Annotated in this window: 22 protein-coding genes; 12 read left to right on the top strand and 10 right to left on the bottom strand. The window is 69.9% G+C overall.

What is annotated here, in order from left to right; genetic code table 11:
- Positions 1–53 precede the first annotated feature (53 nt).
- A complete protein-coding gene (locus tag ACX114_RS03710; protein WP_459294765.1) occupies positions 54–1,040 on the top strand; it encodes a zinc-dependent alcohol dehydrogenase family protein in 987 nt (328 codons plus the stop codon).
- A 33-nt stretch (positions 1,041–1,073) separates the two neighbouring features.
- Complete coding sequence (locus ACX114_RS03705; RefSeq protein ID WP_120619438.1) at positions 1,074–1,838, top strand: glucose 1-dehydrogenase; 765 nt, start codon at positions 1,074–1,076, stop codon at positions 1,836–1,838.
- A gap of 34 nt (positions 1,839–1,872) precedes the next feature.
- Here ACX114_RS03705 and ACX114_RS03700 read toward each other — a convergent pair whose 3' ends face one another.
- Together ACX114_RS03700 and ACX114_RS03695 are read right to left on the bottom strand one after the other, a co-directional pair.
- Complete coding sequence (locus ACX114_RS03700; RefSeq protein ID WP_459294763.1) at positions 1,873–4,422, bottom strand: hypothetical protein; 2,550 nt, start codon at positions 4,420–4,422, stop codon at positions 1,873–1,875.
- Positions 4,423–4,472: 50 nt separating this feature from the next.
- Entirely contained in the window at positions 4,473–6,425 is a 1,953-nt protein-coding gene (locus ACX114_RS03695; RefSeq protein ID WP_459294761.1) for a hypothetical protein, read from the bottom strand.
- A gap of 82 nt (positions 6,426–6,507) precedes the next feature.
- Between ACX114_RS03695 and ACX114_RS03690 the strand changes: the two genes are divergently transcribed.
- Entirely contained in the window at positions 6,508–7,239 is a 732-nt protein-coding gene (locus ACX114_RS03690; protein ID WP_459294759.1) for an SDR family NAD(P)-dependent oxidoreductase, read from the top strand.
- A gap of 52 nt (positions 7,240–7,291) precedes the next feature.
- Here ACX114_RS03690 and ACX114_RS03685 read toward each other — a convergent pair whose 3' ends face one another.
- Positions 7,292–9,433, bottom strand: a complete 2,142-nt coding sequence (locus ACX114_RS03685) for an apiosidase-like domain-containing protein (RefSeq protein ID WP_459294757.1) — start codon at positions 9,431–9,433, stop codon at positions 7,292–7,294.
- A 49-nt stretch (positions 9,434–9,482) separates the two neighbouring features.
- On the opposite strand from ACX114_RS03685, the gene ACX114_RS03680 reads away from it, so the two are divergent.
- The 3 genes from ACX114_RS03680 to ACX114_RS03670 all read left to right on the top strand — a co-directional run bounded on the left by ACX114_RS03680 (position 9,483) and on the right by ACX114_RS03670 (position 11,041).
- Positions 9,483–10,031 carry a YkgJ family cysteine cluster protein gene (locus ACX114_RS03680; protein WP_459294755.1) on the top strand — a complete coding sequence of 183 codons (549 nt, stop codon included), beginning with the start codon at positions 9,483–9,485 and terminating at the stop codon, positions 10,029–10,031.
- Positions 10,032–10,096: 65 nt separating this feature from the next.
- Positions 10,097–10,477, top strand: coding sequence for a hypothetical protein (locus ACX114_RS03675; RefSeq protein ID WP_459294753.1), 381 nt, complete (start codon positions 10,097–10,099; stop codon positions 10,475–10,477).
- Between the two features lie 30 nt (positions 10,478–10,507).
- Positions 10,508–11,041: a hypothetical protein gene (locus ACX114_RS03670; protein ID WP_459294751.1), complete on the top strand. Its 534-nt coding sequence runs from the start codon at positions 10,508–10,510 to the stop codon at positions 11,039–11,041.
- Between the two features lie 12 nt (positions 11,042–11,053).
- Here ACX114_RS03670 and ACX114_RS03665 read toward each other — a convergent pair whose 3' ends face one another.
- Positions 11,054–11,539, bottom strand: coding sequence for a VOC family protein (locus tag ACX114_RS03665; RefSeq protein WP_459294749.1), 486 nt, complete (start codon positions 11,537–11,539; stop codon positions 11,054–11,056).
- Between the two features lie 105 nt (positions 11,540–11,644).
- Positions 11,645–12,796, bottom strand: a complete 1,152-nt coding sequence (locus tag ACX114_RS03660; protein WP_459294747.1) for a BMP family lipoprotein — start codon at positions 12,794–12,796, stop codon at positions 11,645–11,647.
- Positions 12,797–12,814: 18 nt separating this feature from the next.
- On the opposite strand from ACX114_RS03660, the gene ACX114_RS03655 reads away from it, so the two are divergent.
- Positions 12,815–14,425: a hypothetical protein gene (locus ACX114_RS03655; protein ID WP_459294745.1), complete on the top strand. Its 1,611-nt coding sequence runs from the start codon at positions 12,815–12,817 to the stop codon at positions 14,423–14,425.
- A gap of 3 nt (positions 14,426–14,428) precedes the next feature.
- On the opposite strand, the gene ACX114_RS03650 is transcribed toward ACX114_RS03655, so the two are convergent.
- Positions 14,429–14,848 (bottom strand): immunity 70 family protein, encoded by a 420-nt coding sequence (locus ACX114_RS03650; protein ID WP_459294743.1) that lies wholly within the window; start codon positions 14,846–14,848, stop codon positions 14,429–14,431.
- 44 nt (positions 14,849–14,892) lie between these two features.
- Here ACX114_RS03650 and ACX114_RS03645 point away from each other — a divergent pair, with 44 nt between their 5' ends.
- The gene (locus ACX114_RS03645) at positions 14,893–16,569 is read left to right on the top strand and encodes an amidase (protein WP_459294741.1); all 1,677 of its coding nucleotides are present in this window, start codon (positions 14,893–14,895) and stop codon (positions 16,567–16,569) included.
- A gap of 66 nt (positions 16,570–16,635) precedes the next feature.
- Entirely contained in the window at positions 16,636–17,736 is a 1,101-nt protein-coding gene (locus tag ACX114_RS03640; protein ID WP_459294739.1) for a hypothetical protein, read from the top strand.
- 39 nt (positions 17,737–17,775) lie between these two features.
- Here ACX114_RS03640 and ACX114_RS03635 read toward each other — a convergent pair whose 3' ends face one another.
- The 4 genes from ACX114_RS03635 to ACX114_RS03620 all read right to left on the bottom strand — a co-directional run bounded on the left by ACX114_RS03635 (position 17,776) and on the right by ACX114_RS03620 (position 19,609).
- Positions 17,776–18,021: a hypothetical protein gene (locus ACX114_RS03635; RefSeq protein ID WP_459294737.1), complete on the bottom strand. Its 246-nt coding sequence runs from the start codon at positions 18,019–18,021 to the stop codon at positions 17,776–17,778.
- A gap of 50 nt (positions 18,022–18,071) precedes the next feature.
- Positions 18,072–18,482 (bottom strand): SET domain-containing protein, encoded by a 411-nt coding sequence (locus tag ACX114_RS03630; protein WP_459294735.1) that lies wholly within the window; start codon positions 18,480–18,482, stop codon positions 18,072–18,074.
- A gap of 54 nt (positions 18,483–18,536) precedes the next feature.
- The gene (locus ACX114_RS03625; RefSeq protein WP_459294733.1) at positions 18,537–18,938 is read right to left on the bottom strand and encodes a hypothetical protein; all 402 of its coding nucleotides are present in this window, start codon (positions 18,936–18,938) and stop codon (positions 18,537–18,539) included.
- 131 nt (positions 18,939–19,069) lie between these two features.
- Entirely contained in the window at positions 19,070–19,609 is a 540-nt protein-coding gene (locus ACX114_RS03620; RefSeq protein ID WP_459294731.1) for a nuclear transport factor 2 family protein, read from the bottom strand.
- A gap of 88 nt (positions 19,610–19,697) precedes the next feature.
- Here ACX114_RS03620 and ACX114_RS03615 point away from each other — a divergent pair, with 88 nt between their 5' ends.
- From ACX114_RS03615 to ACX114_RS03605, 3 genes are read left to right on the top strand one after another with little or no spacing between them, the layout of a single operon-like run.
- Positions 19,698–20,477, top strand: a complete 780-nt coding sequence (locus ACX114_RS03615) for an alpha/beta fold hydrolase (RefSeq protein WP_459294729.1) — start codon at positions 19,698–19,700, stop codon at positions 20,475–20,477.
- Positions 20,459–21,256, top strand: coding sequence for a ZIP family metal transporter (locus ACX114_RS03610; RefSeq protein WP_459294727.1), 798 nt, complete (start codon positions 20,459–20,461; stop codon positions 21,254–21,256). The genes ACX114_RS03615 and ACX114_RS03610 overlap by 19 nt, the downstream gene beginning before the upstream one ends.
- Before the next feature lie 23 nt (positions 21,257–21,279).
- Positions 21,280–22,080, top strand: coding sequence for an SDR family oxidoreductase (locus ACX114_RS03605; RefSeq protein WP_459294725.1), 801 nt, complete (start codon positions 21,280–21,282; stop codon positions 22,078–22,080).
- The last annotated feature ends 1 nt before the right edge of the window (position 22,081 follow it).

Genomic DNA, 22,081 nt, shown 5'->3' with positions numbered 1-22,081 from the left:
CAGGGCGGAAGGCGATTAGGGTGGCGCCGCCTTCACAGCGCGGGAGCAATGCCATGAAAGCAGTGCGCTTCTCGGCCTTCGGGCCGCCCCCCGACGTCGTCCAGGTGGTGGAGGAATCCCCCGCGCCGCTGAAGCCCGGCGAGGCGCGGCTGGCCGTGCTCGCCACGCCCATCAACCCGTCCGACCTGCTCACCCTCTCTGGCGAATACGGCGTGCTGCCCAAGCTGCCCGCCACGCCCGGCAACGAGGGCGTGGGCCGCGTGGTGGAGGTGTCCGGCTCCGACGCCGTGGCCGTGGGCGACCTCGTGTTCCTCCCGCTGGGCGCGGGCACCTGGCGCACCCACCTCACCGCGCCCGCCGCGCAGCTGTTGCCCGTGCCGCCGGGCCTGGACCTGCTCCAGGCGAGCATGCTGCTCATCAACCCGCCCACCGCGTATCTGATGCTGCGTCAGTTCGTGACGCTCCAGCCCGGTGAGTGGGTGGTGCAGAACGCCGCCAACTCCGCGGTGGGCCGCTACCTCATCACCCTGGCGCAGGTGATGGGCCTGAAGACCGTCAACGTCGTGCGCCGCCAGGAGCTGGCCGACCCGCTCAAGGCCCAGGGCGCGGACGTGGTGCTGCTGGACACGGATGAGCTGCCCCAGCAGGTGCGCGCGGCCACCGGCGGCGCGAAGGTGCGGCTGGGCATCGACGCGGTGGGCGGTGAGTCCGCGCGCCGCGTGGGCGACTGTCTTGCCACCGGCGGCACGGTGGTGAACTACGGCGCCATGAGCGGCAAGGGCCCCAGGCTGTCCGCGGCGGCCACCATCTTCAAGGACGTCACCCTGCGCGGCTTCTGGCTGACGCGCTGGCTGCGCGATGCCCCGCGCGAGGAGCAGAACGCCACGCTCGCGCGGCTGGCGGAGCTGATGGCCGTGGGCACGCTCCAGGCGCCCGTGGACGGCACCTATCCGCTGGAGCGCATCCAGGACGCGGTGAAGCGCGCGCTGGAGCCGGGCCGCAACGGAAAGATTCTCCTCACCCCCAACCCCGCGGCGTGAAGCACCCGCCGCTCACATGAAGGAACGACGACCATGAAGCGAGTCGAAGGCAAGGTGGCCCTGGTGACCGGTGGCGCGGGGGGACTGGGCGCCGCGTCCGCCCGGATGCTCGCGCGCGAGGGCGCGAAGGTGGTGGTCACCGACCGGCGCGAGGGCGAGGCCCGCGCGGTGGCGGAGGAGCTGGGTGACGCCGGCCTGTTCCTCCCGCTGGACGTCACCCGCGAGGACCAGTGGGTGAGCGCGCTGGCGCGCACGGTGGAGAAGTTCGGACGGCTGGACGTGCTCGTGAACAACGCCGGCATGGGCATCGTGAAGGACGTGGAGGAGATGTCCCTGGACGAGTGGAGGTTCGTGCACTCGGTCAACCTGGACGGCGTGTTCCTGGGCTGCAAGCACGGCATCCGCGTGATGAAGGAGTGCGGGTCCAAGGGCTCCATCATCAACATCTCCTCCATCGCGGGGCTCGTGGGCGTGCCGCAGTTCCCCGCGTACTGCTCCAGCAAGGCCGCCGTGCGCATGCTGTCCAAGTCCATCGCGCTGCACTGCGCGTACAAGGGCTATGGCATCCGCTGCAATTCCATCCACCCCGGCTACGTGGAGACCGCCATGGTGGAGGCGCTGGCCCAGGCCGGTGGCCAGGCGGAGAAGACGCGCGCGCGCATGCTCAAGGGCATCCCCGCGGGCCGCTTCGGTGAGCCGGACGACGTGGCCAACGCCGTCGTCTACCTGGCGTCGGACGAGTCCAAGCTGATGACCGGCGCGGAGATGGTCCTCGACGGCGGCGCCACCGCGCAGTAGCGCGGCAGGCCCCCACTCCCGGCGCCCGGGGACGTCACTCCCAGGGCGCCGTCAGCAGCTCCCCGAAGCGCATGCCCAGGTCCATGCGCCCCACCATCGCCTGCCCCCAGGCGGTGGCCTGCGCGGCCCAGGTGGCGGGGGTGAGCCCCAGGGTCTCGAAGAGCTTCATCACGTCCCCGCCCTGCTGCATCGCCTTGATCATCCGCGCGTAGTCCACGAGCGTGGGGAAGGCGGACTCCGGGAAGAGCACCTCGCGGTCTACGTCCTTCAGCGGCACGCGGGGCTGGAGCGTCACCAGCAGGCGCTGCGCCTTCACGCGGGCGAGCGTCTCCTGCTGTTCGCGCTCCACGGCCTGCCGGGCCTGGAGCGCCTCGGCCTCGCGGCGCTGAGCCTCCCGTTGGCGCTCCTGGTCGCGGCGGCGGGACTCGGCCACCTGACGGTCGATTTCGCGCTGCCGCTCGCGCTCCGCGTCCTCACGCCTGCGCTCGCGGCGCTCGCGCATCATCCGCAGCGCGTTGTGCGTGTCGTCCAGGAAGTCGCGGTGGATGTTGGACTCCTCCTGCGGGGACGGCGTGGCGCGCACGCGCTCTTCGAAGGCGGGGAGCCACGACTCGAAGTGCTCCAGCTCCGCGTCCAGGACGTCGCGGGTGCTGGCGTCGCGGGACTCCAGCCCGTTGCGCAGCGCCATGGCGCCCTTCGACACGGAGAGGGACGCCGTGCGCGGGCGCGTGCCCACCAGCTCCTCCGCCGCGTCCCAGAGGGCGCGCAGCCGCCTGGGCAGAGAACCCTCCGGGACGCGGTCCAGCAGCTGCTCCGTCTGGCGGTAGAGCCCTTCTGGATCCACGCGCCACCAGCCCTGGAAGCGCACGAGCGCGTCCGGCTCCACCTCGCACTGGAACTCCCACAGGCGGTCGCGCCAGGCCGCGAAGGCGGTGAGCAGGGCCTCGCGCTCGGCGGGATGGGACTGGAAGCGCCGCCACACGGCTTCGACGAACAGCTCGCTTCCATTGAGGGAGCGCCACGAGCGCACCACGCGGGACAGCGGCGTCACCAGCAGGTACTGGCCCGGCCCCTCCCAGACGGCCATCAGCAGACGCCCGGCGTGACCGGGGTCGGGGTGCTTCTCCGTGCTCCGGCTCTCCGGAGCGAGGCCCAGGTGCCGGGTCCTGGAGGGATACATGATCAACGCTTCCAGCAGGGCCTCGCCGCTGTACGTGTCGCGGGCCCAGTCGTTCAGCCGCCGCTGTTCGTCCACGCCCGAATGGTGGAGGAAGCGCGCGAACTCGGATTCACCGAAGCACGCGGTGCGGTCCTTCGTCGCGCCCCGGTCGATGGCATGCACGGTCTCCTCCAGGAAGGCCCACATCGACTCGGACTCCTCCTCCTCGGGAGGCTCGGGGTCGTCGCGGGGAGGCGTGGCGGCCCAGCTGAAGAAGTCGAGCGCGGTCTCCGCGGGCAGGTCGCTCAGCACCGAGCGCGCCCAGCGGGCCCAACGCCGCTGGTCCTCCTGCCCCCACTCGCGGAAGGGGCGCCGCTTCGCGAAGGAGAGCAACTCGTCCGCGAGCGACCCGACCGTGCGCAGCGACACGGTGAGCAGCGCCTCCAGGGCGCCCTCGGGCGGAGGGGTGGGAAGCTCGTGGAGGACCTCCTTGGCGAAGGCCGCGTCGCCGTCCCGCTGGAGGCGCGCGAGCAGCCGGCGCGAACCCCACTGGCTCAAGGCGCGCCGAGCGAAGGCGGCGACGTCCGCGTCGGAGGAGTCCATCGCCTGGGAGACCTCCATCTCGTCGCGAAGGCACAGCGCGCACTCGAAGCGGACCTCCGGGTCGGAGCCATACAGGCCCCGGTGCAGCGCCTCGGTGACGTTCGCGGGTGTCGGCTCATGCGACGCCCGCGTCCAGGCGACCGCGGCGCGCGCGGACAGCTCCGGCGCATGGAGCACGCCCAGGGCGAGCGTCCGGATGCGCTCGCGCTCCTCGGAGCTGAGCCGCGGGTTGAGACCGTTGCGCCAGCGCGTCATCGCGAGCATGGCCTCCACCGCCACGCGGCCCTCGCCGTGCAGCACCTGGTTGCTCACGGTGAAGCGGGCGTCCCGCGACCCGCTTCCCTGGTGCACACAGGCGAGCGCGCCCAGCAGGCGCAGGGTCGGATCCGGGGACTTGTCCGCCAGCCACTCCACCGAGTCCGGCATGGGGCTGAAGGGCGCGAGCATCTCCTCCAGGGCCGAATCCTCGATGGGCAGTATCACCGCCCACGAGTCCTCCAGCTCCCGCGTGAAGCCGCGCTGGATGAGGAGGGGCTCGATGCGACGGGCATCCTCCGCGAGGCGCTGCACCGCGCCCCACTGCCGTGCGTAGCGCGCCTCCAGCACCGCCACCTGGGCGGGCTCCAGCGCGGCGGTGCGGGCCGCCAGGGCGAAGCGGTCCACGCCGGACTTCACCAGCGCCCGCGCGGAGCCATAGCGCTCCGGCGGGATGGCACCACAGAGGCAGTGCGGGCACGCGGCATCAGCAGGGATGAAGCGGATGCACCCGGGGCAGCGAACCTCCGCGCCCTGGCGCACGCCGCTGTCGAGCAGGGCGGACATCCCGTGTGTCTACCCCGGCCCGGGGGTGTCGCGCACGGCCCCGGCTTCGCTCAGAGGCCTCGGGCGGCCTGCACCGCGTCGAAGTACCAGTGGATGCCCGGGTCCGTCGAAGTGCCCTGTCCCAACAGGTCGTAGTGGTTGGGCGTCCCCTGGCACCACGAGTTGCTGTGGAAGAAGACGGACAGCCCCGGGCGGTCCAGGGTGCGTTGGATCTCCAGGAGGTGGGGGCTCTTCTGGCTGGAGGAGTAGACGCCGGGCACCGTTGTCGCCGTCACGGCGCCGAAGATCTCCACGTTCACCAGCGGCTTGTTCGTCACGCCCGCGGCCACGAAGCGGTCGTGCAGGGCCCTCGAGTCCTCGCTGAAGCTGCTGGTGTCGAACAGCAGCACGTCCACCTCGGAGGACACGCCAATCGCCTCGTTCCGGTCGTGGTCGTAGCCCCCGCCTCCCACGAGCCGCTCCGGGTCCTCGTCATGCACCACCTCGCACAGGTGGATGATGTTCGCGGGCACGCGGAAGTCATACACGGCCGCCTCGCCACTCCAGCCGCTGGAGTTCTGCTCGTTGGCGATGTTGATGATGACGTGGCGATAGGGGCGCAGCAGCCGGGTGACGGTGCGCACCGCGTTCTCCACCTCCGTCTGGCTCTGCAGGCCGAAGGGTGCGTTCTGGTAGAAGAGGCCCACGACGACGACCATGTTCCGCGCGGCCGTGGCCTCCAGGATTTGAACCATGCGGGCGTGGTTCGCCGGGTCCACCGTCAGCCCCTGGTTCGTGAAGGGATTGGAGTTGCCGCCGCTGGAGCCCGCGTAGAACACCGTCACCGTGTTCACGCCGTGCTCCAGGTAGTCATCCAGCTGCGCGAGGAGGTGGTCCGTGTTCACCTGCGTCTGCGAGGCGCTCGCGACGCGGATGCCCCACATGTCGAAGGGAGCGCCGTCCAGCCGGAACTGGTTGCCCTGCGTGGTGAGCACCGGCGTGGTGCCACCATCCGGCGGAGCCCGCACCACGGTGAAGGACGCCTCCGTGTCCAGCGTCCCGCCGTCCGTGAACGTGTAGCGGGCCTGGACCGTGTGCGCCCCCGTCGCGACGGCCCCCGTGTCGAAGGGCCGCGCGGCCGTGACCGTTCCGCCCTCGAAGTCATAGGGCGCGGTGGCCTCCGTCTGGTGGAGCGTGCCGTCCAGGTAGAAGTCCACCTTCGTCACCGCCGGGCGCTCCGCCGCGAAGACATAGGCATCCCCGGACAGGGTGCTCCCCGCGAGCGGCTGGGGGCTCGTGCGCGAGGCGAAGCGGCTCCACTGGAGGTCCGTGGCGACCGGGTCCTTCAGCCGGACCGCGTTCTGGGGCGAGGGCCGCGTGGAGCGGGTGGTGCTCAGCCACACCTCGTCGATGAACACCGTCGCCTGCCGGGACTGGATGCGCAGCGTCTGCGTGCCTGACGCGGCGAAGCGCACCGCGAGCGGCGCCACGTCCTCGTTGTCGTTGGTGGCGTCCCCGCCCAGCCAGTTGAAGCCCGTCAGCCCGGCGTAGCCGTTGTAGGCCGCGGCGCCGGTGGTGCCCATGCGCACCGTGGCCACGCCCGCGGGCGTGAGGCTCTGGTCGAACTGCACCCAGAACGCATCGCTGTTGAAGTTGCCCGGGCTCGCCGCGCGCCCCCGGATCCACACGTAGTACGTCCGCCCCGCGTCCGCCTGGAACGTGGCCTGGGCATGGCTGGCCGGTGTGGCGCTCACCGCGCTGAACACCCCGCCCGCGTTCGACAGCGCCTTGCCCGCGACAGCGCCCGGGTCATCCACGAGCGACCAGTGGGTCCCCACCCGGGTGAAGTCCTGGGCGTAGAGGACCACCTCGTCGTTGCTCGTGAGCGGCAATCCCTGCCGCGCGAAATCCGTCTCGGGTGCGAGGTCCGCGCATGCGGCGAACGTGGCGACCAGTCCCAGCACGCCCGCGAGAAGGAGCGAACGGGCATGGATGGATGGAAAGGACTCAGGATGTGAAGGCATCAGGTTCAAGTCTGCCTTCCCGAATGGGCGGAGTGCCAGCTTGACCTGCTCACTGCGTATGCCATTCCAGGGAGACACACACATGGGCGCATTGGACGGGAAGATCGCGGTCGTCACGGGCGGAAGCACGGGCATTGGCTTCGCCATCGCGGAGCGCTTCGCCAGCGAGGGCGCGGAGGTGGTCATCGCCGGACGCCGGCAGCAGCGCCTGGAGGACGCGGCGGCGAGGATTGGCCGGGGCGCCCGGGGCGTCGTCACCGACGTGGGCGATGACGCGCAGGTGAAGCGGCTCATCGACTCCGTGCCGCGCGTGGACCTGCTGGTGACGTGCGCGGGCGGGGCCGTGTTCGGTCCGGTGGAGGGCGTGCCCTCGCAGTCGTGGCGGGCCCTCTTCAACGACCGCTTCTTCGGCCAGCTTTCCGCCTGCCATTACGCCGTGCCGAAGATGGCCCCGGGCAGCGCCATCATCCTGTGCTCTGGCATCGCGGGCCACACGGCCCTGGTGAACTACTCGGGCGGCGCGGGCCTGTGCGGCGCGGTCAACGCCATGGGCCGCTCGCTGTCCGTGGAGCTGGCGCCCAGGGGCATCCGCGTCAACGTCCTGTCCCCAGGCCTCACGCGCGACACCGCCATCGACTGGGGCGTCCCGCCAGAGCAGGTGGGCGCGTTCCTGGACGCGCTCGTGAGCAAGGTGCCCCTCAAGAAGCCGGGCACCGTGCGCGACATGGCGGACGCGGCGTACTTCCTGGCCACGTGCGCATACGCCACCGGTCAGGTCATCGACATCGACGGCGGCTGGACCGCCGGGGCCTGAGCCGACTCCGAGTGGACGCGCCTCCCTCAGGCGCGTCCACCGGGCACCACCGCTACTGCACCGTGAACGTCGCGGCGCAGCTGGTCCACACGTACCAGCTCGCCCAGTCACCGGTGGAGACGCCCGTCGCCAGGCAGTAGCTGCCCGGCGTCAGCGTCGTGGGGACGGCGTAGTCCACCTGGAACGTGCGCGTCTGGCCCTGCGTGAAGGCCTGGTTGGACAACGGATGGCTGGCGACCGTGGTCGTGCCCGCCGCGTTGCGCACGTCCAGCTTCACGTTCACGCCGCTTACCGCCCCCGCCGCCTGGAAGGTGCTGGTGAGCCGCACCGTCGCGCCCCGTGCCACCGTCGTGGGCGACGTGGACGCCGACACCTGCGTGAAGCCCACCTGCGGCGCGGGGGCGTTGGACACCGTGAACGACGCCGCGCAGTTGTCCCAGTAGAGCCAGGTCGCCCAGCTCGCATCCGCCACGCCCGACGTCAGGCAATACGTCCCGTTGGACAGGTTGGACGGCACCGCGTAGGTCATCGCGTAGGTCTTCAACTCATTCTGAGCGAAGGACTGGTTCGAGAACGGCACCCCGTCCAGGTAGTTGCCCGCCGCGTCCCGCACGTTGAGCTTCACGTTGCGGCCCGACGCCGCGCCCGCCGCCTGGATGGACGCGGACAGGTTCACCGTCTGCCCCGGCGCCACCGTGGAGGGTGAAGCCGACGCGGACTGCGTGACGTAGGCCTCGTTCACCGGCGGCGGGGTCGTCGTGCCGCCCGGCGGCGGGTAGTTGCGCGTGGTGTCGTCCAGCACCAGCACCCAGTCATTCCCCGCGCCGCTGCCAGGCGGCGTGAACTGCCGCGTGCCCGTGTTGGCGTAGGTGCCCACGACGGTCGCCGCGCCCGTGCGCGGGTTGTACCAGGTGGCGCGCACCGTCCCGCCGGAGAGGCGGCTCATGTTCACCGTGAAGGCCAGGCCGGACGCGCTGTAGACGAAGGCGTAATACCCGTTGGAGGAGCGCGTGGCTTGGACGCGCTGGGTGCCCGTCCCCGCGCTGGAGGCGAGCAGTGCCTGGTCGGGCGTGCGCTCCAGCATGGGGCGCGACTCGATGAGCCTTCGCAGGTAGCGCATCTGCGTCGCGCCCGCGTGGTTGAGCGCGTCGTTCCAGTAAGCCAGCGGGTTGAACTGCGGCGAGCGGCCCGGCGCGTACATCTGCCACACGGCGTTGTGCCCATAGGTGTGGCCTGACGCGCCCGCGAACACGCTCCAGTACGCGTACTTGCGCACCTCGTAGTCGTTGGAGAAGCCGTTGGCCGCGTTGAAGCAGATGGGGAACTGCTCGTAGAGCGGCTCGCCGTCCAACGACGGCTTCACCGGCGACAGGGCGTAATCACTGGCGATGCGGTTGTAGACGTCCGTGTTCGTGCAGTGGCCGTTCTGCTGCATGTTGAAGTCCAGCCACGCCTCGTTGTGGAACCAGGTGGAGGACCTCGTGCCGCCCTTCGGGTGGAAGGTCATCAGCACCTGGCTGTAGTCCTCCGAACCGGACGTGCCGACGGCGATGCCCTTCGCCAGCGCGCGCCAGACGGACTCGTAGCCCACGGGGCTCACGTCACCGCCGAGCACCCAGATGATGGAGCGGCCCGCGTACCGGCTGCCCAGGAACTGGCCGTAGGCCTGCGCGTTGGACAGCGTGAGGTAGCCGTCCTGCACGAGCGTGCCCCACAGGGGCAGGAGCGCCACGTAGAGGCCGCGCGCTTCGGCCTGGTCGATGACGTAGTCGACGTGGTCCCAGAAGTCGTACTGGGTGGCGTTGGCCGGGTCGCTGCCCGACGTCACCGCGGGCGTCGTGAAGGTGTTGTTGAGGAAGGGCGTGTCGCCCTGCGCGTTGGAGTACAGGCCCGTCAGCGGCCCCAGCACCACGGCCTGCACGACGGTGAAGCCCAGGTCCGCGCGGTTCTGCAGGTACGTCGCCGCCTGGTCACGGTTGAGGTACGGGATGAGCTGCCACGCCGTGTCCGCCATCCAGAAGAACGGCGTGCCATCCGCCTTCACCAGGAAGCGGCCGTTGCTGCTCACACGCAGCTTCGACAGGGTCAGGGGGGCGGTCGCGGTGACGGGGGCTTCCGTCGCGGGCTGCACGGGCTCCGGTCCGCACGCCCACAGCAGGGACAGACATGACAAGGACAACAAGGCGCGTCTCACGATGAGGCTCCTTGAAAGAGGGGGGTGCGCGCCATAACACGGGGCTCCGATGAGTACGCCAGACGAAGCACGCCGAGCGTTGGAGGCCGTCTACGCACGCGTGGAGGCCCGCGCCGCGGACATCTCCGGCTCCCATGACTGGTGGCCCTGCCGCAGGGGATGTGATCATTGCTGCCGCCATCTGGCCGCGCCGCTCCCCATCACGCGGCTGGAGTGGAGCTACCTGGAGGAAGGACTCCAGCAACTCCCCGCCGAAGCGCTGGAGGAGATCCGCGACCGCGTCGACGCCATGGCCCGTCAGGAGGCTCGCCCGTACACGTGTCCCCTGCTGGACCGGGACACGGGGGCATGCCGCGTCTACGCGCACCGGCCGCTGTCATGCCGCTCATATGGCTTCGCCGCCACGCGCGACGGCGGCCTCTTCTGCCACTTCATCCTGGACCTGGTGGGCAAGCACGGCGACGCGGACATCGTCTGGGCCAACCAGGACGCGCTGGAGGACGCGGTGGCGCGGCTGGGCGGCCCCACGCGCCCGCTCTTCGAATGGTTCGCGGAGACGAAGCGCGACGCTCCACGAAAACTGGATCCTTCCACCTGATGGCATAGAACCAAGCCCAACTGGATCAACCAGTAAAAGCCGTCAACCCCGCGGAGGGAGTCCGAATGAAGAAGACGGGAATGATGTGGGGTCTGTGTGTCGCGATGGGCCTGTCCGCCGTCAGCTTCGCCGGCATCAAAGGAAGCAATCAGGTCTCTGTCGATCCCGTGGGGCGCGCTTTCAACGGGACCATGGGGGCGGTCCGCAACAGCCCTGACAACCGGCAGAGTCTGTATTGTCTTACCTATTCGTCCGGTGTCGGCGTTTGCGTGGCAACGGATGCCGCCGGAGTCACCGTGAGCTGCTCGACCTCCGACCCCGCCCAGATCGCAGCGATCCGTTCGCTGAACTCGGATGGGTTCCTGACGGTCACCTACAACGCCTCCGGGGTGTGCACGACCATCGTGGCAGGCGTCGGTTCCGCCTACGACCCCAAGCAGCCCTGAACCCGTTCTGCGTCGAGGGCACCCCGCATCATGATTCCACTCAGCCGCACGCTCGTCGTGCTCAACCTGATGTTCTTCGGCGCGGGGCTTGCCCTCTTCGTGCAGAGCCAGCACGCCTCCGACAGCACCCGGGAGCTCGAGACCCGGCTGGAGCGGATGGAAGCGCGCCTCGGCCAGTTCCTCACCCAGCGCCCCGGGCCCGCCGTGGCGCTGTCCGGTGCGCCCGTCCCGACGTCCGCGTTGCCCGCGGACCTCGACGCTCGCATCGAGCAGGCCGTGACCCGCGCGTTGCAGGCCCAGGCCTCCAACGCCGCGCCTCGGGAGGACCCGGCACCGCCGAAGCCCCTTGTGCCGGATGAGCGGAACGCCGAGGCCTGGGCGCGCGGCAACGAGGTGCTGAACCAGGCCATCGACGCCCGCCGCTGGGGAGATGAACAGGCACGCGAGCTGTCGGCGGCCGTGCCGAAGCTCACGCAACAACAGCAGATGGACCTCCTGAGCCGGCTCAGCGTGGCCATCAACGAGGGCCAGCTGAAGGTGGAGACGCGCGGACCGATCTTCTAACGGAAGCGGCGGCTACCGCGCCTCCGCCGCCCGCTTCAGCTCCGCGATGTCCAGCTTCACCATCTTCATCATCGCGCGCATGACGCGGTCCCGCTTCGCCTCGTCCGGATCCAGTAACACCTGTTGCATATAGGTGGGGACGATCTGCCAGGAGAGTCCGAAGCGGTCCTTGAGCCACCCGCACTGCACCGGCTTGCCACCGCCCGCGAGGAGCTTGTCCCACAGCTCATCCAGCTCCTCTTGCGTCTCCACGTCCACGCTCAGCGAGATGGCGTCCGTGAAGGGAAAACCGGGTCCGCCGTTGAGCGCGACGAAGCGCTGTCCCGCGAGCTGGAACTCGATGGTCAGCACCCTGCCCTTCGGCTGCGGCCCCGCGTCCGTGTAGTGCGTGACGTTCAGGACCTTCGAGTCCTTGAAGACAGACGTGTAGAGGGCGACGGCCTCCTCCGCGTTGTTGTTGCACCACAGGTTGGTGACGATCTTCTGGGCAACGGCCATGGGGGATTCCTCCTGGCCCTAGGGTGGACGCGGAGTGCGCGCCGGGCAGCGGCACAAGGCTGGACCGTCCCCCTTCCCTCCGGTCGTCCGAGCAGGCGCCCGTGCTCAGGGATTGGCACCAGCCGCCTGCACGGCCTCTGGCTGCGTGGGCACCTTCAGCTCCCCGGAGATGATGCGGGCCTTGAGGGTTTCCACGGTGCGCAGCGCCTCCGCCTTGCCCGGGAAGTCCAGCCGCACAGGCGAAAGCCCCATGCCGCCCTCCTTCAACCCAAGCGAGACATTCCCGCCCTGGAAGCGGCCCTGGCGCTGCTCGCGGATGGCCTCGTAGACCACCAGGTCCACGTGCTTCACCACGGCGGACAGCACCGCCTCCGGCGCCAGGTGGGACGGGTCCGAGTCCACGCCAATCACAGACACAGGCTTGCCGGCCTCACGCGCCTCCTTCACGGCCTGGATGGCGCCCAGGCCATCCACGCCGGCCGCCGCGAAGATGACGTCCGTGTTCTTGAGCAGCAGGTCCTGCCCCACCTGCTTGCCCAGGGCGAAGTCGGTGAAGCTGCCGGTGTAGTTCACCAGCACCGTGGCGTTCGGGTTCGTCGCCGCCACGCCCGCGCGGAAGCCGGCCTCGTAGCGCTGCACCAGGGGAATCTTCATCCCGCCCACCATGCCCACCCGGCCCGTCTTCGTGACGAGCCCGGCCAGCGCGCCCGCGAGGAAGCAGCCCTCCTCCTCGCGGAACACCACCGTGCGCACGTTGGGCAACGTGATGACCCGGCCCTGCGCGTCCAGCAGCGGGCTGTCCACCAGCAGGAAGGGCAGCGACGGGTTGCGCCGGGCCACCGTTTCCACCGCGTTCTCCAGCATGAAGCCCACGCCCATGGCCAGCGACACGCGCTGCTCCGCGAGCAGTTGGAGGTTCGGCTCGTAGTCCTCCGCCACGCGGCTCTGGAGGACCACCGGCGTGATGCCCAGCGGGATCATCTCCCACCCACGCGCGGCGACGTCCGGCGCCAGGGAGTCCTTCCGCTCGGACGCGGTGGCGTCCTGGTAGCCCGCCTTCTCGTACTTCACGCCCCCGGCCCACAGCTCCAGTCCGCGCAGGGCGGAGTCATTGAAGGCGTGGTCGCCCCGGCCTCCCAGCCCCAGCACCAGGCCAATGGTGGGCTTGGAGGGCGCGGCGGGCGCCTCCTTCTTGCAGCCAGTAGCGGTCGCCAGCAGGCACAGGACCAGGGAGAGGATTCGGCGGCGCGGGCTCATCACGCCGCGTAATGTATCATGCGTCTTCTGGCGCTCCCTCCAGGGTGGACGATGCTCTACTACTTCAAATGTCAGAAGTGCCTGAACACCAGCGGCATCTTCCTGGAGAGCGAGCTGCCGGGCGACATGCCGACGTGCAACCACTGCACGAAGGACGGCGGAACCAGCAAGGTCGACAGGCTGGAGACGATGGCCTTCTTCTTCGGCTGCGCTGACTGCAAGGGCCAGTGGATGTACTCCGCGCCCAGCACCTATTCGCAGGAGAAGGCGAACCGGCCGGACTGTCCGACGTGCGGACACAACCGCTCCATCTTCTTCGTCCCGCTGACGACGGGCGCCAACAAGGCCCAGAAGCGCAAGAAGGCCGGATTGCTCAACCCGGCGCGGCACGACGTCAGCGGCTCGCTCGACATCGCTCCCGAAGCGACCGTGCTGAACCTCAAGCGGCGGCGACTGGAAGATGGCTTCCAGGACGAGGCCCCCACCTTCAGCGTGAAGCCCGTGGAGGATGACGACGCCAAGGCGCGCATCGACACCGAGCGGGCCTACCGCAAGGTGAAGAAGCGGCGGCAGGACTACGACGCGAAGTTCGGGGTGCTGCAGAACGCGCGGAACCCGAAGACGACGACCACGCACCCGGGCCGGGTGGTGTCACTCGCCCAGTACAATGCCCAGCTGACCCACCGGGAGACGGTCAACGGCACCCCCTATCCCCGCCTGAGCCAGTCCGCCCCCACGGTGGTGAACGCCGCGAAGATCGTCGGCCGCGACGCCGTCTGGGATTACCGCGAGCTGGGCCCCAACTCCTTCATGCGGCGGCTGTGCACGCTGCTCTACACCATCGACTTCGGCGGGGACTCGATGAACCCCGTCGAGCTCCAGGCCATGTGGGCGCACGGCTCGCTCTACATCTCCTCCAACAACTACTCCTACGGGCTGGAGCTGGAGAACTCCCTGGGCACGCATGGGACGCTCAAGGCGCTGATTGGACAGATCAAGATTGGCAAGACGGGCGCCGGGTCCATCAACTCCTCCAAGCGCAACCTGAAGAAGACCCACACGGATCGCCTGCCGGACTACAAGGCGGCCTTCGTCTCCAACACCGAGGCGGCCTACTCGGAGTACTTCCAATATCAATGGAAGTACATCTTCACGCAGCTGCGGGCGTCGCTGAACTGCGCGAACCACGAGGTCCTCACCATCACGAAGAACGGCGACGACTACACGGACTGGACGGCGCCCGCGGTGAACCCGGGCCGCGTCTACCTGGTGGTGCCGGAGCAGGGCCGCGGGACCTTCACGAAGAAGGACATCCACGCGGAGCAGATGTTCTATCCCATCCTCATGGACCTGGACGCGCGGGGACTGTTGAGCGAGGGGTCCCCCGCATTCATCGGCGGCGTGAAGACGCCCTGCCGGACCTGCTACGAAGTTCTCCAGGCGGCCTCCGGCGCGCTGGGCAACAAGCTGGTGCTGCCGACGGATGCCTCCGGCCACTACTGGGAGGCGTCCGGCATGCACGTCCCAGGCACCGTCTTCCCGCCAGCCCATCAGACGATGGTGTTTGGCAAGCCGGGGTCGGACAAGATCTTCGACACGGAAGTGCCTCCGTCCCCCACGCGCAGCTGACGCTCAGAGGGGCGTCAGCGTCGCGGGGCCTTCGCCCTGGTCGCGCAGGAACTCCAGGTCTTCGATCATCGCGTCGAACAGGTCGCGCCCCGTGCTGGTGACGAAGTAGTTCGCCAGTGAGGTGATATCGGGCGAGATGTCCTCGCCCCAGGGCGGCCGGGCTTCGCGGTCCTCGATGTCCCAGACCACCTGCGCGGGCGGAAAGCGCGAGAGCTCCAAGCGCGCGGTGCGCAGCTCCTCCACCGCGCGGGCCGCCTGCGCCTTCGGGAGCTCGCCCTGGTAGAGCGTGTTCAGGAGGGTCGGGAAGCGCGTGCCCCAGCCCTCCGGCTCCAGCCGCGCGGAGAGGGTGGAGAAGAAGGCGTGGACGAAGTCGCTCCGTCCCAGCTCCGTCGCGACGCTGTCGATCATCAGCGCGATGGCCATGGCCGCCGGCCTTTATCACAGGCCTCACGCTAGGCTGCGCTCCCATGACCTACCGACGCGCTCCGGTGAAGGCTCCCCGACTCTCTGGCATGGCCCTCAAGGCCATGGTCAACACGCTGGAGCGGGGCGGCGTGGGCCCGGCACTGGTGGAGAAGCTGATGCGGGACAGCGGCATCGAGCAGTGGCGTGAGCTGTCCGCTGGCGATGCTCCGCCCGTCCAGTACCCGCTGCCTCCCGGTGCACCGCCGTCCGAATCACAGACACCGGTGGAACAGGCCGCGCGCGCCGTCGCCGCGTCGCCCGTGACGCCGAAGCGGGAGACGGTCGCGGCGTTCGCTCGCGCGTACCGGGACGGGAGCACGGATCCGGTGGCGGTGACGCGCAAGGTCCACGAGGCGATTGAGCGGTTGGATGGCGGCGCGGACCGCCTGGGGCTCTTCATCGCTCGCAAGCCCGAGGAGGTGCTGCGGGCGGCGGAGGCGTCCGCGGCGCGGCTGCGCGCAGGCGCACCCTTGAGCGTGTTCGACGGCGTGCCCGTCGTCATCAAGGACGAGCTGGACCTGGCGGGCTTCCCCACGACGCTGGGCACCACGTTCCGCAAAGAGCCGGCCCAAGCCGACTCCACCGTCGCCGCCCGGTTGAAGGCCGCTGGCGCGGTCATCCTGGGCAAGGCCAACATGCAGGAGATTGGCATCAACCCCATCGGGTTGAACCCGCACCACGGCGCCGCGCGCAACCCGTGGAACCGGGGCCACATCACCGGCGGCAGCTCCAGCGGCTCCGGGGCCGTGGTGGCGGCGGGCCTGTGCCCGGTGAGCATTGGCGCGGACGGCGGCGGCTCCATCCGCATCCCCGCCGCGCTGTGCGGCGTCGTTGGCCTCAAGGCTACCTGGGGCCGCATCCCGGAGACGGGCGTGCCGCCGCTGTGCTGGAACGTGGCGCACGTGGGCCCCCTGGGCCTCACCGTCGACGACGTCGCGGCGGCGTATGCGATTGTCGCTGGACCGGACGGACACGACGTCGTCGCCCGGCAGCAGCCTCCGCATCACCTGTCTGGCCTTGAAGACGGCGCGCTGAAGGGCCTCCGGCTGGGAATCTGCACGCCCTATTTCGAAGACGCGGATCCGGACGTGGTGTCCCGCTGCCGAGAGGCCGTGCGCGCCCTCACCGACGCGGGCGCCACGGTGGTGGAGCTGCCCGCGCCGGACCTGAACACGATTCTCTGGACGCACAGCTGCATCATCCTGAGCGAGATGGCGGAGGCGATGCTGCCGCAGGTGAAGGCCCGCGCGTCGGTGTTCGGGCTCGACTCGCGCACCAACCTGGCGCTGGGGCGTCACTTCCGGGCCACGGACCTCATCCACGCGCTGCGGCACCGGCACCGGCTGACCCGCGAGCTGCTGGCGCTCATGGCGGACGTGGACGTCATCGTCACGCCGACGACGGCGAGCACCGCGCCCGCCATCCCCGAGGCGACGCTCCCGGCCGGCGAGTCGAACCTGCCGGTGGTGGACGCCCTGATGCGCTTCATCCGCATGGCGAACCTCACCGGCTGCCCTGCCCTCTCCGTGCCCGCGGGCTTCGACCGCGCCGGCCTGCCCGTGGGCGTGCACCTCATGGGGCGCCCCTATGAAGAGCACCTGCTGCTGCGCCTGGGCCGCGTGGTGGAGCGCGCGGCGGAGCAGCGCACGCCGGGCATCCACGTCAACGTTCTGCCCTGATCGGGACAACTCTTCTTCTCATCTCCCGATAACCTTCTCGAACCGCGAGCACGGAAGGTCCGGGACATGTCCATCGACGGAGTGGGAAGAGGCGGAGTCCGGCAGGTGACGCCGCGCGCCGTGGAAGGACAGTCCGGCCCCGTGGCGAAGAACGCGCTCGCGCGTCCGCTGGCGGCCAGGGACGTCTTCGAGGCGAAGCGGGCCCAGTCCTCCACCCCGGGCAACGCGAACCTGCCGCCCATCCAGTCCAACACGGGCACGGTCCAGGCCGGCACGGTGCAGCTGGATGAAGCGACGAAGGTGGCTCGCGGCGCGCTGAAGATCGACTCGAACGCGGATCCGAAGACCTACGACGGCATGTACCTGGGCTCGGATGGCTACGCCTATCCGCCGGACAAGTTCTCCGTCTCGGAGGTGCCGCCGTTCAAGCCGGAGAAGCCCATGGCCTCTCCGACGCCGACGACGTACCACGTCAACGGCATCCTCACGCAGCCGCAGGGCGACGGGAACGCCACGGGCGAGGCCCAGAAGCTGGCGAATGAGACGGGCACCAATTTGGTGCCCATCTACAACGCCACGGAGGGGCTGCCCGCGGATGTGACGCAGACGGGCCTGGACCGGCTGGGCCTGGGCGACAACAAGGCGGCCCAGACGCTGGCGGACGCCATCTACAGGGACCTGCAGGCCGGCAAGAAGGTCAACGTCACCGGCTACAGCCAGGGTGGCGCCGTCGTGTCCAGCGCGCTGCGCGAGGTGGACAACCGCATCAAGGACGACATGGGCGGCTTCTGGGGGAACCTGCCCATCTTCGGCGACGGCAATCGCGACAAGCGCGAGGCGCTGCTCGGCAACATCAACGTCTCCACCTTCGCGGGCGCGGGCAAGACGTTCCCGGACGGGCCGAACTACACCTTCTACGTGAACAAGCAGGACCCCGTGCCCACGTGGCTGGGCACGCACGCGTTCAACCCGGTGACGGACATCGTCAGCGGCATCGCGTCCGGCCTCTTCCCGGGCATCGGCATCCTCAACGGCGGCCCCTCCATCCAGTACCCGGAAGGCGCGACCATCCACACCTTCGACTCGCCGGGGAATGGCGAGGTCTTCGCCGTGGACGGCAAGCACGGCATCGACACGTACCTGAACAACATCCAGGACGCCGTCTGAAGCCGCCGGGGCGCGGTGGCGCCCCGGCATGAAGCACGCCTACTCGCCCGTGGAGCACTTCCGCGGGCAGCTGGCGCCGATCAACTCACACCGGTCGATCTGCGCCTGCGTCGTGGCGTTCTGCAGGCACCGGCTCAGGTTCACGCTACAGGCCTCCAGACACGCCTCGACGGGATCCAACGCCTGCTCCGTCGATTGGATGTCCAGGCCCTCCTCCGTGCCGGGGCCACCACAGCCCATCAGCAGCCCCACCGCCCACAGTCCGGCAACAATCGCAGCTCGCATGCACCACTCCCGGTTTGGAGGTTGATACCGCCTCGCCAGGATATCGCGCTTCAGCGTGGCTCGAACCAGGTGAGGCCGTAGTCCAGACAGAGCTCCTCGCCGGGCTGGATGTCTCGCAATGCCACGGCGGCGCCCGAGTCCGGCACCGGCCCGTCGATGAGCTCCACGTTGGGCGTCTGGGAGTGGTTGTAGAGCGCCAGCATGCCCCACGCGTAGGCCTTCTCCCGGCCGGGCTCGCTGCCCCAGGTGAAGACGTGGTGGTGCGCCTGACAGTCGCGGTGGTCCACCGGCTTCAGGTCGCTCGCGGGGAAGCGGCTGATGGGCGCCCACTCCACGAGCGTGCCCTTGGGCAGGAACCTGCGCGCGAAGACGCCCCGTCCCTTTCCAGGAACGAGGCGCCATTCGACGTTGGGATGGAACTGATTCTCGGAGACGAGGCGATCGAGCTCGGGATTGTTCATGGAGAAACCCTCCGCGCGGGAGGGTGCCTGCACGAACTTAAGCACGACCCGGAATCACGGGGAGGCGGGCGCCTGCTCCTCGTTCCGCACCCGGTTGGGACGGCGCTCGGGAACGGGGGCGACTCCGCCCACCCACTCCCAGTCCATGCCGTTCCACGACTGTTCACACCAGCGCAGGTCCGTGGCCAGTTCGCGCGCCTTGGTCCCGTGGGCGATGAGCGCCCAGCCCAGCCGGGACTGCTTGCACTCGCCGCTCTTGAACTTCAGCAGCCGGCGCTGGCCCTGGGCCTCGGCGCGCTCCGCCTCCCAGAGCGCCTGGTTGCGCAGGCCGTCGCCCTGCGCGTCCACGCCGTTCCACTCACACCACGCCTGCACGTCCTTCAGTCGGACCAGCTTCGATCCCCGGGAGAGTTCCGTCACGGCCGCGACGAGAAGGTCGGGGGTGATGACACGCATGCGTTGGGGCCTCCGGTGCAACGGCGAATGACTCCAACGTACAGCGTAGGAAGTCACCGAAGGCCTCAGCTCCTCCATGCGTTTGTCATGGTTCTGTCATGAAGCCAGACCATGACGCAGGCAGGCATGCGTCAGGGCTTCGGCGCGGGCTTGCCTGCCGGGGCGGGCGGTGTGGCTGCCTTGGCCTTGGAGTACGTGGCGATGCGGTTCGTCACCTCTCCCATCAGGTCGTTGGGGATGGGGACGGAGAGGTTGTACTGGGCGATCTTCCAGCCGGTCGCGTCCTTCACGAGCACGCCGCTGCCGCGCGCGGGGCCCAGGTTGGGCGTGTCCAGCGCCTCGTCGAACCAGGCGACCTGGCCGTCCTTGGAGAAGAAGACGTTGCGGGACACCGACTTGAAGGACCACGCCTTGCCCTTGGAGAAGTAGGGCTTCGCCCACGCGCGGAACTGGTCCACCGTCCAACGCTCCTCACCGTCCGTGCCCATGAAGACCGCATCCGGCGTGAAGAAGGAGAAGTAGCGCGGCTCGTTGGCCACCGCCGCCGCGCGGTGCCAGTCGTCCAGCACCGTGGCCACCGCGACCTTGGGGTCGGCCGGAGCCTGGGCCGCGGCCGGAGCAGCGACGGGGTTGGCGCCGAGCGCCAGCAACAACCAGGAGACGGATGCCATCGGGTTCACCTCGACGAAAGGGGGGTTCGCGGTATGAAGCGGCAGGCGTGCCCCCAGGTCAAGGCATGCGACACAAGGCGGTGGTGGCGTGGTGCTCGAAAGTTTTCAGGTGGGCACGGGGGACGTGCCCACGGTGATGTTGCACGGCTTCCTCGGGACGGGCCGCAACCTGCGCTCGCTGGCCGTCGCGTGGACCAAGGCCGACCCGCGCCGCCGCATCCTCCTGCCCGACCTCACCGGCCATGGCACGTCCCCGGCCCTGCATCCGGAAGCGGACCTGACCACGCTCGCGCGCGACGTGGTGGACACGCTCGACGCGCAGGGCTTCAAGGGCGCCGTGGACTGGGTGGGCCATTCGCTGGGAGGCCGCGTGTCCCTGGCCGCGAGCCTGGAGTCCTCCGAGCGCGTGCGCAGCGTGGCGATGCTCGACATCGCGCCCGGCCCCGTGCCGCTGAACCTGTCGGACAGCGGCTATGTCCTGGACATCCTCCTGAAGGCCCCGCCGCGCGCGGACAGCCGCAAGGACCTGCGCGCGAACCTCATCGGCAACGGCCTGTCGGAGGCGCTGTCGGACTGGCTGCTCATGAACCTCACGCCCGACGGTGACGGCGTGCGCTGGCGCTTCGACCGCGACGCGCTCCTCCAGCTCCACCGCCGCGTCAACGGCCAGGACCTGTGGCCCGCGGTGGAGCGCCCCGTGCACCCGCCGCTGCGCTGCATCCGCGGCGGTCGCAGCCGCTACGTGTCCGAGGAGAGCGCCCGCCGCCTGGAGGAAGCTGGCTGCCCCGTGGCCCTCCTCCCGGATGCCGGCCACTTCGTGCACGTGGACAATCCCCAAGAAGTGCTCGCGTGGCTGATGGCCCCCTGATGGATACACAGACCGTCCTGCTCGTCTTCGTCGCGGTGGGGCTGGACGGCCTGGCCGGGCTCGCGGGCGGTGTGCTGTCCGAGCGCTGGCTGCAACGACGGCTGCCCGCGCTGGTGGCCTTCGCCGCCGGCACGCTCTTGAGCGCGGTGTTCCTGGAGGTGCTGCCGGAGGCGGTGGAGGCCCGGGGCCATGCCGCCTTCACGTGGGCCTTCGCCAGCTTCGTCGCGCTGGCGCTCCTGGAGTGGGCCCTGGGCCATCACCACCATGACGCGGAGGCCGCCGCCGGACACGCGCACGGCCATCATCATGCGCACCCGGGCACGCCCACGCTGCCGGGCGCGCTGCTCGCGTCGGATGCGATGCACAACGTGGGCGACGGCGCGGCGGTCGCGGCGGCGTTCCTCGTGTCGCCGCAAGCGGGCTTCGCCACCGCGTTCGCCGTCATCGTCCACGAGCTGCCGCAGGAGGTGGGCGACTACGCGCTGCTGCGCGCCGCGGGGTGGACTCGCGCACGGTCGCTGCTTGCGTTGGGCGCGGTGCAGCTCACCGCCGCGGTGGGCGCGGCCGGCGTGCTGCTGGGCACGCGGTATCTGCCTTCGCTCCAGGGCACGGTGCTGGCCATCGCCGGGGGCTCGTTCCTCTACATCGGCGCGGTGGACCTGCTGCCGGAGCTGCGCCGGGGCCCGGACTCACGCCAGCGCGTGGTGGGCTTCCTCTGTGGCCTGCTACTCATTGGCGGATTGCACTTCGCGGAACGGTTCGCGGGAGGTCATGGATGAACACCCCAGGGAAGAAGCAGCCCATGCAAGGAAAGACCGTGATTGTCACGGGTGCGTCCGCGGGCATCGGCGAGGCGCTGGCGGTGGCCCTGGCCGGCCGGGGCGCGAACGTGGCGCTGGCGGCGCGGGACGCCCAGGCGCTGGAGCGCGTGAAGGCGAAGTGCGAGGCCGCGGGTGGCAAGGCGCTGGGGGTGCCCACCGACGTGGGTGACCCGGAGGCATGCCGGCTGCTGGTGGAGCGCACGGTGGAGGCGTTCGGCGGCGTGGACGTGCTCGTCAACAACGCGGGCATCACCATGCACTCGCGCTTCGAGGACGTGAAGGACCTGGGCCTCTACGAGCGCCTCATGCGCATCAACTACCTGGGCGCGGTGCACTGCACCTTCCACGCGCTGCCGTACATCAAGGCGCGCAAGGGACTGCTCGTCGCCGTGTCGTCGCTCACGGGCAAGACGGGCGTGCCCATGCGCACCGGCTACGCCGGCAGCAAGCACGCCATGCAGGGCTTCTTCGATTCGCTGCGCATCGAACTGTTGGGCACCGGCACGGACGTGCTCGTGGTGTCGCCGGGCTTCGTGGCCACGGACATCCGCGCGCACGCGCTGGGCCCTGAGGGCCGGCCGCTGGGGCAGAGCCCTCGCGACGAGGCGGGCCCCACCATGGACGTGGACACCTGCGTGGCCCTCATCCTGCGCGCCATGGAGCGCCGCGACCGGGAGCTGGTGATGACGCTCACCGGCCGCGTGGGACAGGTGCTCAAGCTGGTGGCGCCCGCGCTGGTGGACAAGCTGGCCGCGCGCGCCATCCGTGGCAGGAAGGCCTGAC

It is taken from the genome of Corallococcus sp. M7, from assembly GCF_054512695.1.
This window is presented reverse-complemented; position numbering and strand designations above follow the sequence as displayed.

Coding starts and splice junctions, on each gene's coding strand:
- ACX114_RS03695 (WP_459294761.1), bottom strand. CDS start 6,425: ATGCCTTCACATCCTGAGTCCTTTCCATCCATCCATGCCCGTTCGCTC.
- ACX114_RS03650 (WP_459294743.1), bottom strand. CDS start 14,848: ATGGCCATCGCGCTGATGATCGACAGCGTCGCGACGGAGCTGGGACGG.
- ACX114_RS03675 (WP_459294753.1), top strand. CDS start 10,097: ATGAAGAAGACGGGAATGATGTGGGGTCTGTGTGTCGCGATGGGCCTG.
- ACX114_RS03700 (WP_459294763.1), bottom strand. CDS start 4,422: ATGTCCGCCCTGCTCGACAGCGGCGTGCGCCAGGGCGCGGAGGTTCGC.
- ACX114_RS03645 (WP_459294741.1), top strand. CDS start 14,893: ATGACCTACCGACGCGCTCCGGTGAAGGCTCCCCGACTCTCTGGCATG.
- ACX114_RS03630 (WP_459294735.1), bottom strand. CDS start 18,482: ATGAACAATCCCGAGCTCGATCGCCTCGTCTCCGAGAATCAGTTCCAT.
- ACX114_RS03705 (WP_120619438.1), top strand. CDS start 1,074: ATGAAGCGAGTCGAAGGCAAGGTGGCCCTGGTGACCGGTGGCGCGGGG.
- ACX114_RS03680 (WP_459294755.1), top strand. CDS start 9,483: ATGAGTACGCCAGACGAAGCACGCCGAGCGTTGGAGGCCGTCTACGCA.
- ACX114_RS03660 (WP_459294747.1), bottom strand. CDS start 12,796: ATGAGCCCGCGCCGCCGAATCCTCTCCCTGGTCCTGTGCCTGCTGGCG.
- ACX114_RS03690 (WP_459294759.1), top strand. CDS start 6,508: ATGGGCGCATTGGACGGGAAGATCGCGGTCGTCACGGGCGGAAGCACG.
- ACX114_RS03640 (WP_459294739.1), top strand. CDS start 16,636: ATGTCCATCGACGGAGTGGGAAGAGGCGGAGTCCGGCAGGTGACGCCG.
- ACX114_RS03655 (WP_459294745.1), top strand. CDS start 12,815: ATGCGTCTTCTGGCGCTCCCTCCAGGGTGGACGATGCTCTACTACTTC.
- ACX114_RS03710 (WP_459294765.1), top strand. CDS start 54: ATGAAAGCAGTGCGCTTCTCGGCCTTCGGGCCGCCCCCCGACGTCGTC.
- ACX114_RS03670 (WP_459294751.1), top strand. CDS start 10,508: ATGATTCCACTCAGCCGCACGCTCGTCGTGCTCAACCTGATGTTCTTC.
- ACX114_RS03620 (WP_459294731.1), bottom strand. CDS start 19,609: ATGGCATCCGTCTCCTGGTTGTTGCTGGCGCTCGGCGCCAACCCCGTC.
- ACX114_RS03625 (WP_459294733.1), bottom strand. CDS start 18,938: ATGCGTGTCATCACCCCCGACCTTCTCGTCGCGGCCGTGACGGAACTC.
- ACX114_RS03635 (WP_459294737.1), bottom strand. CDS start 18,021: ATGCGAGCTGCGATTGTTGCCGGACTGTGGGCGGTGGGGCTGCTGATG.
- ACX114_RS03665 (WP_459294749.1), bottom strand. CDS start 11,539: ATGGCCGTTGCCCAGAAGATCGTCACCAACCTGTGGTGCAACAACAAC.
- ACX114_RS03605 (WP_459294725.1), top strand. CDS start 21,280: ATGCAAGGAAAGACCGTGATTGTCACGGGTGCGTCCGCGGGCATCGGC.